Raw genomic sequence first — 12,684 nt, 5'->3', positions numbered from 1 at the left:
CTACTGCGCCTCGGTATTCCGGATGATCCGGGCAATTTCCGTGGTGTGGGTGAAGACCAGCCCGTGATCGGCGTCGAGCCAGGTTGTGGCGATGTGCGGACGATCGCGGACCAGACGCTCGATGCCGGCACGCCAGTTCTGATTGCGCCACGGTGTACGGCCTTCGCTGCCGGCACCGGCCATCGAGGTCGACATGATCATGCTGATCGGACGGTCGATCCTGCGGTATCGGTCGAGGATTTCGGACCGAACGGCATCGATCTCGAGATTCAGGTCGAGGATGTCCTGCGCGGTGAGCAACACCTGACGTGGAGTGCCCTCGGCCTGCTCGGCCTCGTGTCGCATCGCCGGGTCGTCGAACATCGCGCGGAACTCCGGCAGGTCGGCCTCGGTGATGAACGGATCTGGCACCGGGTTCGCGCCATCGATGAGAACGAGCTCGGCGATGGTGTCAGGATGCTCGGAGGCATAGTGCACGGCCAGATCCGCGCCCAGTGAATAGCCCACCAGCACCGGCGCCGAGGGCAGGTCGAGGCGTCCCACCTCCACCATGACGGCGGCGAGATCACTGAGGAATGCCTCGAAGGAGTAGCGGTCGGCGGCCGAGGCGAGGCCGTGGCCTCTGAGGTCGAAGGTCACCACGTCGTGGTCGCGCCGCAGCAGCTCGGCCAGTTCGTGCAGGTCGGCCTGTGTGGAGCTCAGCCCAGGGCACAGGACCAGCGGTCTTCCCTCGCCACCCCGAGACACCGGAATCGTGACACCGTCGTGGTGAATTGTGAAGTGCCGCATTGCCCCTGTCTCCTGCCAGCCGCCCGTCGCTACCGGGTGGTACGTCGTCCCGATGGTGAGGTCTTCGGCCGCCACGTTACTCACATCGACATGGTGGCCGTCTGTTCAGGAGATCGGCCACGACCGGGATATTGGGGCAGGGGAAAGTCGTTCGCGCGCATCGCCGACGCAGGCAGGCTCTGCCGGGACCGCCTCGTGGAAGTCGGCCTATTACCCCATGGCGACAAATCTGTCGGGGCACATCGTTAACCTGCGGACATGGTCAGACCTGAGTCGGCACTGCGCCGCCTGCTGCGTGAAACAGAAAAACTGTTGCAACCGTATGGGTTTGACGGCTCCGACCCCAGGTGGATACGGGTCGAGCCGGGCGGTGTCGCCTCCGTCGGTCGCACGCGAGTTTCCCGCACGTGGACCAGCGGACAGCAGGTGCTCGGATTCGGCCTGGAGTTGAGCGCCACCCCAACGGCCTGGTGGGAATTCCGCAACTGGCGCAACACACAGCTGGGCCTACCGTCCACACCGCTGGAAGAGGCGACCGGCCCCGACCTGATCAAAACTCAAACCCTGCCCGACGAACTGACCGCCTTGTGGTCCTTACGGCTCGATCCGGAACAATCCGGCCAGCACGTGCTGCAAACCGATATCGACACCATCCGCACGGAACTGCCCCGGCGCGTACACGCTTACGCGCGCCGCGCATTACGGCTGGTGGAACCGGACCGGTACCTCGACGAACTGCTCACCCATCCCGACCCGCACATCGGTACCTGGGAGGCGATCGTCGTCCTGCTCGCCGATCGCGGACCGGGACCACAACTCGACGACGCATTCGACCAGATCCGAGCATGTTTCGCGCAGCGAGACGCGTCGGCCTACGCGGAAGATGTCATCGCGTACGCACAAACCCGAGCCGCCCTGGTTCACTGAAGTCATGCGATGTCGGCAACTGCCGGCATGGCTCGCGGGCCGCGGTCGCCGGGGCACTCCGCCACGACATTGCGATGCCGGTGCGACTGGTCCGCGTAGCCACTCTCCGCAGCGCCCCGGTCCGCACCCGCGCCCAGGCGGTTTACCGCATGGTTGAAACGCACCAGCTTCGCCGCGCGTTTGGGCAGCAACCGATTCGCGATAAGAACCTGGACCACAAGCGATTTCGGCACGATCCGGCGGTCAGCGGCCGCTTGGCGGTTCCGATTGCCGGGATGCATTCGACAGTATGTTCGACTACAGTGACGGGCGTCCCACCTCCGCCAGGGGGTGTGCCGAGAGATGAGCCGAATGACCACCCGGGGTTGCCGGGTCGGTGTAACGGTTAGCCGACCTACTTTCAGGTCTCCAAGATGGGGGCAGAGTCGGCGCTCCGGTCCGTTGGGCCGTGGCGCTTCAACTTGGACGTGACCGTGAACCGGTGTCGGAGAACGGGGTTGGGTGGCGGTGCGAGTGGATCGCACCGCCACCTCTACTAGTTGCGGGAGGGGCGGATTACTTGATCGACATGGTGGAGCAGGCGCGGGCTGCGGTCGCGCGGCTGCAGGTGGTGGCGGCGGAATCGGATGGGCGGGTCAGGCTGGGGCCCGGCATCGCGGACAAGGTGATGGACAGTTGGCAGGTGCCGGTGCCCCCGGATGTTCGGCTGATCGCCGGGGAGGTGGGGGCGATCTGGTTCGACGAGTACGACGCTATCGAATTCGACCACCCACGCAATGACGATCCCGAGCCCCGCCCCGCGCAAGCTCCGCAGCGTTATCGGATTCTGCATACGAATTCCGCGGCCGAAACCTATTGTGCCGAAGTCGATCCCGAAACCGGAGCGTGGGGGCGCATCTTCTACTACTGGGAGGACCACAGCATCACCTGGGTTGCCGAGAACCTCGCAGCATGGCTGCTGTTCGTGGCGCACGGGCTGGACCTCGCCCTGCGCATCGACAGCGGCGAAATGGTTCCGGAACTGGCCTCGGCCGGACACGTGGACGAGGCGGAGCTACCGCAGCTCACCTTCGAGAACGTATTCCGCGACTGGTTCGGCAGTTACGGCGAATTCTTCGCGCAACGCAACGATCCGCGAGCGACGACGCCTTACGTCCTGGACTAAGGGGCCGACTGGGCCGGTGCGACTGGTATCGGCGACCGGTACGAAGCCGGACGCCGATACCAGTCGCATCAGGCCGGTGACATACCGACCGCACCCAGATGCCGGGCGTAGAAGCGGGCCGTGTAGTTCTCGAAGCTGATCGAGTACACGCCGGAGACCGCTAAACTGCTGATCGCGTCAGCAGTGGTTCGCGTTGCGTGTTCATCGGCGGCCGGCCTTCGTGGATTGCTGTCCCGTCGTAGGGAGGTGGTGCGGTGTCTGTTCGTCGGAGCGTGCTGATAGCGGCGGTGCTGTGCGCCGTGCCGGTGCTGGGTGCGCCGCAGGTGCAGGCCTATCCACCGAGCGAGGGCAGCGGCGGTTGCCGCCAGGGCGGTCTGATGACCGGCCGGTTGGTGCCCGGCACCGGTAGCGCGGAACAGAATATCCGGCGTACGGCCACGCTGCGGGAGTGCGTCAGCTCGTTGCTTCCGGGTATCGGCTCCGGACAGTTCGATGTGACCATTCCGTGGAACGCACCTGGTACGCCCAGTTCGGCCCAGTTCGCATGGTCGGATGGCAGCATCAGTCCGGCGACCGGGTACGGCAATGGCTTGTGGTTGATCACCGACGGTCCGGCGCGTGGCCATGCGATCCAGGTGATCGTCGCCGATACGTGGAACGGCTGGTATTACAGCTTCGCCGATGTGGCCGTCACATCGGCGATCTTCCAATCCTGAGTTCAGTGCGCGCCGAGCGCATCGAGCAGCATCGGACGCGCCGCCGCGAGCGCTTGCTGCCAATAGGGCCAGGTGTGCGTTCCGTTGATGATGTCGAAGCGGGCGGGGAGGCCGAGTTCCGTCATTCGATCACGCAGCATCTGGGCGGACGTCAACGTCATCGCTTCGAGGGCCATCGCATTCACCGTATTGCCGAGTCCGTAGGGCAGGTCGAGCGGTCCGGGCTGGCCATTGCCGGTGGAGACGTAGACCGGCAGCCCGCGCAGCAATTCTGCCTCGTTGGTGGCATCGTTGCGGCTCCAGGCGGGGTCGCCGGCCGGACCCCACATATCGTCCACATTGAAGTTGCCCTCGTCCCACATGGCAGCGCGCATCGCTTCGTTCCAGAGCGGAAAAGTCGGGTGTACGAAGCCGGAAAATGATCCGGCGAACTTGAATTGGTCGCGATGGTGGCCGGCCAGCGTCAGTGCGGCATTGCCGCCCATAGAGGCACCGACGATCGCGTTGTTGGTCGGCGAAACGCCGAACCGCGCCAGGTATGCGGGCAACTCCTCGGTGAGGAAGGTTTCCCATTTGTACGTCGTCTGCTGACCATTGGTACTACTGGGTCGGTACCAGTCGGTGTAGAAGCTCGAGCGACCGCCGACCGGGAACACCAAAGTGACGTTGTCGCCTGCGAATTGGCGCAGCGCGTCGGTATCGCTGATCCACTGACTGTGATCGGCGGGCGCGCGGAGACCGTCGAGCACATAGACGGCCGCGCTCCCGCCCCGGGCCGCCCACTGCACCTGGACCTTGATCGGCCCCATGCTCGACGGCACGAACAGGTCCTCGTAACCGCCCGCGGGGGTGCGCAATCTTGGTGTGGCGGTGGCAACCGCCGCACCGATCGACGACAGCAGAACAGCTGCGACCAACACAGCGCCTGCCTTGCGCAGCCAACCCCAATGATTTCCAGACCGTGCTGTACCCACCCGCACACCTCCTACCGATCGGAAAGATCATCATAGTTTGCGCGACAATCGCTCTCGCCTCAGCTGACCGCCTTCTTCACGAGCGCGCCGAGCCGTTCCTCATCGGCGGCCGTCAACTTCGTCAGCGCGAAGGCGGTCGGCCACATGGTGCCTTCATCAAGGGTCGCGATGTCGTTGAAGCCGAACGTCGCGTACCGCGACTTGAATTTCTCGGCGGTTTGGAAGAAGCAGACGACCTTGCCGCCCATGGCATACGCGGGCATACCGTACCAGAGTTTCGGCGTAAGAGCTGGTGCGTTGGCCTTGACGATGGCATGGATCCGTTCGGCCATGATGCGATCCGATTCTGCCATCTCGGCGATCTTGGCGACCACGTCGGCTTCCCCATCCGACTTGGCCGCCCGCGAGCCGCGGCGCGCGGCGGTCTTCAACTCCTGGGCGTGCTCCTTCATCGCGGCCCGCTCTTCTTCGGAGAATCCGACGGCGGCCCGGCTCTTCGCGGTGGTTGCCTTGGTGGACTTCTGCGCTTGGTTCATTGTCTTTTCCTCCGTGATCGTCTCGCTGGGGACGGTTCCAATGCTATGGAGCCGACCCCGCGCCGGGCTTCTTCGAAACTGATCAATCGATGCGATCCGAAGATTCGCGCGGCGGACGCAGCGCGTCGCGGATGGTGTCGCGGAGCCAGCGCTGCGCCGGGTCGGCGTCGAGGCGGGCGTGCCAGAGCAGTCGCACTTCGACTTCCGGGAGGGGTGCGGGGATCGGAAACCAGCGAAGGCCGAGGGACTGGCCGTACTGTTCGGCGAGGCGTTGCGGGACGAGCCCGATGTACTGACTCGACGCGACCAGGAGTGCGGCGACGGCGGAAGTGGGCACGACGGCGGCGACGTGGCGCTGCAAGCCCGCGTCGTCGAGTGCGTCGTCGAGTGGCCCCCGAGCGCGACCACGGCGGGAGGCCGAGACGTGGGGATGTCGGCACAGTTGCCGCAATGTCGGGCGCCGGCCCAGTGGGCTGTCGGCCCGGACGATGCCCACTATTCGTTCGCGATACAGCACAGCTGACCGCATATCGGAAGCGACGATGTCGCCCGCGCCGATATCCAGATCGACCGAGCCGTCGCGCAGAGCCTCGATGCTCTCACTGCCCTCCGCGACGAAGCGCAGCGTCACGCCGGGAGCGACCGCGGCCGTGGCATCGACCGCCACCGCCGCCAGGGTCGCAGCAACACCGTCATTGATGCGAATTGTGAAGGTGCGCTGCAATTCTGCGACCGTGACCTCGCGATCGGCGCTGATCAGCGCCGACGCTTCGTCCAGCAGGGACCGCACCCGCGGCGCGGTGCGCAGCGCGAACGGTGTCGGAGCCATCCCACGACCGGCGCGCACCAAAATCGGATCGCCCATCGCCCGCCGTAACCGACCCAGGGCCCGGCTGGTAGCCGGGATGGACAGATGTAGGCGCTCGGACGCCGCCGTGACGCTGCCGTCCTGGAGCAGGGCATCGAATACGCGCAGGAGGTTCAGATCGAGCTGCTCTGGCACAGTTGCATCATATGCAAGGAGTAGTTATGAAAGTTGCGTGGCACGGAGACTGCCCAGGTCCATAACGTCGTGGCCATGCAATTCGATGCCCTGAATCACGCTCCGGACCTGTCGGCGCGCCCGGCCTCGCAGCGCGGCCTGCTCGCGGTCATCTGCGCATGCGTCGTGCTCGTCGTCGGCATGGTCGCCGCGATCAATCTCGCCGTCCCGATGCTCGCCGCCAGCGCACTGCATCCATCCGCGTCGGCGCTTGTCTGGATCGTCGATACCTATGTGATCGTCTTCGCCTGTCTGGTGATTCCCGGCGGGGCGGCGGGAGATCGCTTCGGGCGCAAGGGGATTCTGCTATTCGGACTGGGGCTGTTCGCGCTGGGCGCGCTGGTGTCGGCAGCGGCACCGAACGTGACGTTCCTGCTCGCCGGTCGGGCGGTTACGGGAGTCGGCGCTGCTGCCGTACTGCCCAATACGCTTGCCGTCCTGCTGCACGCTGTTCCCGCTGAGCGCAAGAGCGCGACTATCGCGGTCTGGGCATCGATGACGGGTATCGGTGGAATCGTCGGCAATGTCGGTGGCGGGGCGATCCTTTCGGGTGGTTCATGGCGTTGGCTGTTCGCCGGTGTCGTGCCGATCGCGCTGGTGCTCGCCGCTCTGGTGGGACGGATCGCGCCGGTGTCGCCGCGCCATGACCGCCGGCTCGACCCGCTCGGCGCGGCATTGCTCGTCGGTGCGTCGGTCGCGCTGCTGCTCGGGATCGTCCAGGGGCCGGAGTCGGGCTGGGACAGTGCGATCGTCATCGCCGGATTCGCCTGTGCCGCAGTGTTGTTCACCGCGTGGACGATTGTCGAGCTGAAAGTCGAACACCCGTTGCTGGATCCGCGGTTGTTCCGCCTCCCGGCCCTGCGCGGCGCCTGCCTCGGCATGACGGCGGTCTTCTTCGGCATGTTCGCGCTGTTCTACGTCAACGCGTCATTCCTGCAGTACGGCAAGGGATTCGGCGTACTGCAAACCGGTCTCGGGATAATCCCGCTCACCGTCCCGATCATCCTCGGCGCGAAGCATGTCGGACGACTGTCACAGCGTATCGGACTCGACGCCACCACCGCGCTCGCATTCGTATTCGTCGGCGGCGGACTGCTCGGATTGTCCAAGAGCGACGTACAGACACCCTATGTCGCATACGCCGCGTGGCTCGTCGTGATGGGAATCGGTGTGGCGCTGGCACTTCCGACATTGTCCGGTGCGATCGCCGGGGCGCTGCCGCCGGAGCAGGCCGGGGTCGCAGCCGGCTTGCAGGCCACCACCCGCGAGTTCGGCAGCGCCCTCGGCGTCGCGGTCATCGGCACAGTGCTCACCGCACGATTCGTCGCCGCTCTACCGTCGGAGATCCGCGCCGAGCACGATCCGCACACCGTAGCCCAGGCACTCGCCATCTCCGACCGCACCAATGACGTTGTCGCAGCGTTTATTTCGGGTGCAGACGGCGGATTCCGGGCGATCGGCCTGATCGTGCTCGTCGCGGGTGGGTTCGTCGTGCTGCAGTCGCTACTGTCTCGACGTGGATCCGCTCGACAGGCGCACGTCTCGGTGGCGAGGGCTACGAAGCCGTCCCTCTCCCCCGCCGATCACATGCCGTGATTCCGAGACGGCCGAAGTCGGCATCCCGACGCGCGATATCGCCGAGGCAATCGGCCGCGGACTCGCCCGTCACCTAACCGACCGGTCCGACGCGTACTTCGGCTGGGTCGAGCGTCGCCCCCGAGTGACGGTTTCCCGAATCTGATCCCAATGCTCGTCGAGCCTTGTCGTCTCCCGACCCCACTTCATAGGCCGAAGGCTAACAGGCCGTGGGTGGTGGCGGACCGTATGCGGTGTTGCCCTTGCGGGCGACGAGGGCGGAGCGGAGATACCACAGTCCGCTGGGGTCGGCGGGGTCGAAGCCGGTGAGATGGGCTATTCGGCGGAGTCGGTAGTCGACGGTGTTCGGGTGGACGCACAGTTTGCGAGCGGCGCGCGTTCGGCTCAGGCCGGTGTCGATGTAGATCTGGAGGGTTTCCGACAGGTCCGGGTGTTCGTGCAGTGGGGTGAGCCGGTTGGCGAGGGCGTCGCGGCCCAGCCCAGGGCGGGTCAGTTGATACTGCAGCGCCAGTTCGGTGAATCTGTATACGCCGGGCTCCAATTCGAGCTGTTGCACGGTGTCGAGGAGTTCGTGGGCATGGCGCGCGGCGATGGGCACCTCGTCGGGGCGGGCGGTGACAACGGCGACGGTGAGCGGCACCTGCGTGGCCGAGGACATGCGTTGCACCAGTCCGTCGAGTTCGGGATCGGTCCGCATGGTGGACGGGACGAGAATCGTTCCGCCGTCGACGGATAACAGCGACAGCGCCGTCCCTCCGAATATGGTCGCGAGTGCGGCTTGGAGGCGGCGGAGCTTACGGCGTGCGACAACCTGTCCGTCGAGCTGCGGATGGCTCTCATCCGGATGCGCCGGAATCGCGACGGCAAGCACCGAGTACTCGTCGGCGATCGGTAGGCCGCATTCCCGCGCCGCCGCGGAATCGAGATGACCGGCGAGCAACGCCGAGGTCAGGCTGTGCGCCGCGGTCTGATGCTCGGCGGCAACGGCCTTGTGCTCGAGGACGTAGGCCTTACTGACGGTGGCGGTTGTCAGTTTCGACAGCTCCAGCACCGTAGCGGTGCCCCGGACGACGCCGAGTACATCCGCCGGACCCGTACGAGCGAATATCAGATCCAGCCCCACTTTGAAGCCCTCGTGAACCGCATGCAGAACGGTATCGACGGGGATCCCTTCACGGGTACATCCGGCGGCCGCAATCGCGAGCCGGTCGGTCCTCGTCGGCAGCGCGTGACCGTTCACGCAGTGGATCAGCCATCCCAGGCAGATCCGGACCACGGCCTTCACATCGCGAACCAGCGTTTGTCCCGGCAGCGCGCCGCACTGTTCGTCCGACTCCGCGAGATGTGCCATCACCTCGCGGGTCAACCTGTCGATATCGCGCGCGGACAGCGGAATCGGCCGATCCAGCCCATTGCGTTCGGGCCGGACGAGAGTCTCGATCGTCACGTATGACCTCCTTGTCACCGTAGTCACTCAGTCACTACGACCTGGGTGAACAACTGCCGCGCCGAGAACTTCGCTGTTACCGGCTGTCTGCTGTGTCAGATACGTTAAACCGAGCGGTAACTCACCTTCTACTCCTCTTTGAGGAATCCGCAACGGTCGCAAACACAGTCGGCTACCAGGCATAATGCTGCTTCTCGAGCGACGTCGAGCAGCGCTCACCTACCAATAGATGGGGAGGTGCTCACTTTTGGAGCCGCGACGTCAGGTCGCCTTGGCCTTGATTTCGGCCTCGGCCATCGCCGTCATCATTCGCGCGGTCATCTCGATCGCCTCTTTGCGCTCCCCGCTGTCGACCTCCAGCGCCGATGCGCGAAGCACCGCGGCAAAACCGGTGTTGATCAGCACGAAGGTCATCACGTCGTACTCGTGATCGTCACCGGGGCCGAGCAGCTGGATCACCAGCAGCTTGACCAGCAGCCGCAGCCTCGGCTCGAATTCGGGGATACCGCTGCTATAGAACTGCACTCCGGCCACCAGCGCGCGCACCAACCGGGCGTTGGCCACCAGTTCGTCGGTGATGACTTCCAGAATGCCGGTGATCATTTCCAGCATCGGCTTGTCCGACAGCCCGAATATCCGCTCGGTAAAGCGCCTTTCGACGTTTTCGAGCAGGCGCCTGAGCAGCTCTTCGACGATGACCGAGCGGTCGGCGAAGTAGCGATAGACGGTGCCAATGCTCACCCCGGCCTCGGCCGCGATCCGGTTCGTCGAGGTGTTGGCGATACCGCGCTCCCCGAAAAGCTGTGCGGCGGCGTCGAGTATGTGTTCTCGGGTCGCCCTGGCGCGTTCCTGTGTCGGACGACGGCGCTGCCCAACGGTTTTCGGCGGCATCGCACCCCTCCTGCCGAACTGTCCTGAGAAGATGAGCGTCGCTCAGTTTAACGGCGGCATCGGTTTTCATGCCACGAATTCCTGATCCGATGACGCCGCCATGGGGTGGAATGTGGTGCAGTCACAAGCGTGGCCGATGGAGGTGTGATGGTGGTCGGTCGAGTGCCGAAGAGTCGTCTCGCGCGGGGCGGCAAGGTGGGCCGATTGGTTGCGGGACAGGCCATCCGTGAAGTCGGCACCCGCCTGTCGATGATCGGGCGAACCGAACAGGCCCGGCAGCTGCTCGCCGAACGGTCCACGCTGCGTACCGCACAGCAACTCGTCACCGTGCTCGGCGCCATGAAGGGCGCGGCAATGAAACTCGGGCAGATGCTGTCGGTGCTCGATGTCGATCTGCTGCCGGAATCGCATCGTGAGATGTTCCGTGACAAGGTCGCCGAGCTACGCGATCAAGCGCCCGCATTTCCGTTTCCGGCAATGCGACAGGTGATCGAGGACGATCTCGGGCCATTGGCGCGGACCTTCGCCGACTTCGATGAGACGGCGATTGCCGCAGCCTCGATCGGCCAGGTATATCGCGCGAAGTTGCACGATGGACGCACCGTCGCGGTCAAGGTCAAATATCCGGGCGTGGACGAGGCCGTCGAGGCGGATATGCGCAATCTGGCGATGATCAGCAGACTCTGGAAATCCATTCTGCCGAGCGCCGCGGATACCGATGTGCTCGACGAAATCGCCCGCAATATCGGCAGCGAGCTCGATTACGTGCGCGAAGCACAGACACAGCATCGAGTCGCGGCACGCTATCAGGACCATCCGTTCATTACGGTCCCCGACAGCGTCGAGGAACTCTGCGGACACCACGTTTTGGTGACGGACTTCGTCGACGGGAAGTCGTTTCCGCAGATCCAGGACTTGCCCGCGGCCGAACGCGATGGGATCGGCGAGCTGGTCTATCGCTTCTATGTCAGTTCCCTGTTTTCGGATTTCGAATTCTGTGGTGACCCGCATCCGGGCAATATCATGCTCGCCGCGGACGGTCGCGTCGGCTTCGTGGATTTCGGGCTCTATCACAATATGGATCCGGTGCATATCGAACTCGAGCGTGCATGTCTGCAGGCCGCCGGTGAAAATCGGGCCCAGGACCTTTATGAGGCATGGGTGGGCCGCGGCATTATCGACCCGGACTCGGACGTCACGGCAGAGGAATGCCTGGAGTATGTGTGGGCTGCCGCGGGCTGGCATCTGACCGACGAGGAAATCACGGTCACGCCCGAACTCGCCACCGGCGCAGTGGTTCTCGCGGTCGACCCCAGGGTCGCCGAGTTTCGCGGTATGCGACAACAGTGGCTCCCGCCGGAGCATGTCTTCTCGCGGCGAGCAGACCTGTTCACCTTCGCCGTATTGGGCCAATTGGGGACCACGAACAACTGGCACCGAATCGCCAGGGAATGGCTCTACCACGAACCTCCGGCAACCGAGATCGGACGGGCGACAGCGCGGTGGCGCGCCGACCGGTAACACCTTGGTGGTGATCCGGTCCACCTTGGGGGCACGAGCTCAGCACTCGGGGACCTGATATCGGCGGGCGATGGGGCGGACAGTTAATCAAGTCACCGCAACCGAACCGGAGCCCTCGATGTCGATCACCAGCACCATCGCCACCTCGGCGCAACGTCGTGCCACGGTCTCGACCGAGGACGGGGTGGAACTCGCGGTTCGCGAATACGGCCCGCGAGATGCCGACCTCACCGTCGTCCTGCTGCACGGACACTGCCTGCGCACCGCGTCGTGGACCTACGTCCGCCACGCGCTGCAGCGCCGGTACCCCGGCGCCCGGATCGTCTGCTACGACCACCGCGGCCACGGCGATTCCGCCGCGGCCTCCCGGCGGACCTACCACCTCGAGCAGCTCGGCAAGGACCTGCGCGACGTTCTCGACGCCGTCGCCCCCACTGGGCCGGTCGTCCTGGTCGGCCACTCGATGGGCGGCATGACGGTGCTCACCTACGCCAGCCAGAATCCACACGAGATCGGCACGCGCATTACCGGCGTCGCACTCATCGCGACCGCCGCGAGCGGACTCGCCGACGCCGGTTTCGGCCGTCTGCTGCGCAACCCGGCCGTATCCGCATTCCAGGCGGCCGTCCGACGCGCTCCGGGCCTGATGCACCACGCGAAGCTCATGGCCTGCAAGGTTTTCGCCCCGATCATCCGCACCGCCGAGTTCGGCGATCGCAAGGTGAGCCTGCGGGTGCTCGCCCTCGCCAACGCGATGCACAACGAGACACCGATCGTGACGATGGCCAGCTTCCTGAGCGCCTTCATGGTCTTCGACCAGACCGACACCCTCGCGGTCCTGTCGAAGATCCCGACGTTGGTGCTGTGCGGTAGCGCCGACCTGATGACGCCGCCGTCGCATTCCATCGCGATGGCCGCCGCCGTCGAGTACTCGGATTTCGTCCTGGTCGACGGCGCCGGCCACTCGGTGATCCTCGAGCGGCCGACGGAGGTCACCCAGGCCATCAGCCGCCTGATGACACGCGCCGGGGCTACCGGCAAGGCCGCGGGCACGCACCTCGCACTCGTGGCGTAGTCCGC

12 protein-coding genes and 1 pseudogene are annotated in these 12,684 nt (G+C 65.2%); 6 read left to right on the top strand and 7 right to left on the bottom strand.

Annotation, left to right across the window (positions count from 1 at the left end; translation table 11 throughout):
- Complete coding sequence (locus tag OIE68_RS02930; protein ID WP_327097850.1) at positions 1-873, bottom strand: alpha/beta hydrolase; 873 nt, start codon at positions 871-873, stop codon at positions 1-3.
- A gap of 174 nt (positions 874-1,047) precedes the next feature.
- Between OIE68_RS02930 and OIE68_RS02925 the strand changes: the two genes are divergently transcribed.
- The 3 genes from OIE68_RS02925 (at position 1,048) to OIE68_RS02915 (ending at position 3,597) form a co-directional block, all read left to right on the top strand.
- Complete coding sequence (locus tag OIE68_RS02925; protein ID WP_327097849.1) at positions 1,048-1,716, top strand: hypothetical protein; 669 nt, start codon at positions 1,048-1,050, stop codon at positions 1,714-1,716.
- A gap of 559 nt (positions 1,717-2,275) precedes the next feature.
- On the top strand, positions 2,276-2,881 hold the full coding sequence (locus tag OIE68_RS02920) for a hypothetical protein (protein WP_327097848.1): 606 nt from the start codon (positions 2,276-2,278) through the stop codon (positions 2,879-2,881).
- A 254-nt stretch (positions 2,882-3,135) separates the two neighbouring features.
- Positions 3,136-3,597, top strand: a complete 462-nt coding sequence (locus OIE68_RS02915) for a hypothetical protein (protein WP_327097847.1) — start codon at positions 3,136-3,138, stop codon at positions 3,595-3,597.
- Positions 3,598-3,599: 2 nt separating this feature from the next.
- Here OIE68_RS02915 and OIE68_RS02910 read toward each other — a convergent pair whose 3' ends face one another.
- The 3 genes from OIE68_RS02910 to OIE68_RS02900 all read right to left on the bottom strand — a co-directional run bounded on the left by OIE68_RS02910 (position 3,600) and on the right by OIE68_RS02900 (position 6,110).
- The gene (locus tag OIE68_RS02910) at positions 3,600-4,571 is read right to left on the bottom strand and encodes an alpha/beta hydrolase family protein (RefSeq protein ID WP_327097846.1); all 972 of its coding nucleotides are present in this window, start codon (positions 4,569-4,571) and stop codon (positions 3,600-3,602) included.
- Positions 4,572-4,630: 59 nt separating this feature from the next.
- A complete protein-coding gene (locus tag OIE68_RS02905) occupies positions 4,631-5,107 on the bottom strand; it encodes a DUF1801 domain-containing protein (RefSeq protein ID WP_327097845.1) in 477 nt (158 codons plus the stop codon).
- 82 nt (positions 5,108-5,189) lie between these two features.
- A complete protein-coding gene (locus tag OIE68_RS02900; protein ID WP_327097844.1) occupies positions 5,190-6,110 on the bottom strand; it encodes a LysR family transcriptional regulator in 921 nt (306 codons plus the stop codon).
- A gap of 75 nt (positions 6,111-6,185) precedes the next feature.
- Here OIE68_RS02900 and OIE68_RS02895 point away from each other — a divergent pair, with 75 nt between their 5' ends.
- Entirely contained in the window at positions 6,186-7,745 is a 1,560-nt protein-coding gene (locus OIE68_RS02895) for an MFS transporter (RefSeq protein WP_327097843.1), read from the top strand.
- A 199-nt stretch (positions 7,746-7,944) separates the two neighbouring features.
- Here OIE68_RS02895 and OIE68_RS02890 read toward each other — a convergent pair whose 3' ends face one another.
- The 3 genes and pseudogenes from OIE68_RS02890 to OIE68_RS46930 all read right to left on the bottom strand — a co-directional run.
- Positions 7,945-9,192: a helix-turn-helix domain-containing protein gene (locus OIE68_RS02890; protein WP_327097842.1), complete on the bottom strand. Its 1,248-nt coding sequence runs from the start codon at positions 9,190-9,192 to the stop codon at positions 7,945-7,947.
- 261 nt (positions 9,193-9,453) lie between these two features.
- Positions 9,454-9,933, bottom strand: a complete 480-nt coding sequence (locus OIE68_RS02885; RefSeq protein WP_419150863.1) for a TetR/AcrR family transcriptional regulator — start codon at positions 9,931-9,933, stop codon at positions 9,454-9,456.
- Positions 9,934-10,083 (bottom strand): annotated as a pseudogene (locus tag OIE68_RS46930) (TetR family transcriptional regulator); the annotation flags it as partial. It abuts the gene before it with no gap.
- Between the two features lie 150 nt (positions 10,084-10,233).
- Here OIE68_RS46930 and OIE68_RS02880 point away from each other — a divergent pair.
- Positions 10,234-11,604 carry an AarF/ABC1/UbiB kinase family protein gene (locus OIE68_RS02880; RefSeq protein WP_327101558.1) on the top strand — a complete coding sequence of 457 codons (1,371 nt, stop codon included), beginning with the start codon at positions 10,234-10,236 and terminating at the stop codon, positions 11,602-11,604.
- Between the two features lie 118 nt (positions 11,605-11,722).
- The gene (locus OIE68_RS02875; RefSeq protein WP_327097840.1) at positions 11,723-12,679 is read left to right on the top strand and encodes an alpha/beta hydrolase; all 957 of its coding nucleotides are present in this window, start codon (positions 11,723-11,725) and stop codon (positions 12,677-12,679) included.
- Positions 12,680-12,684: the final 5 nt, after the last annotated feature.

The sequence above is a fragment of the Nocardia vinacea genome (assembly GCF_035920345.1).
Taxonomy (GTDB): Bacteria; Actinomycetota; Actinomycetes; order Mycobacteriales; family Mycobacteriaceae; genus Nocardia; species Nocardia vinacea_A.
This window is presented reverse-complemented; position numbering and strand designations above follow the sequence as displayed.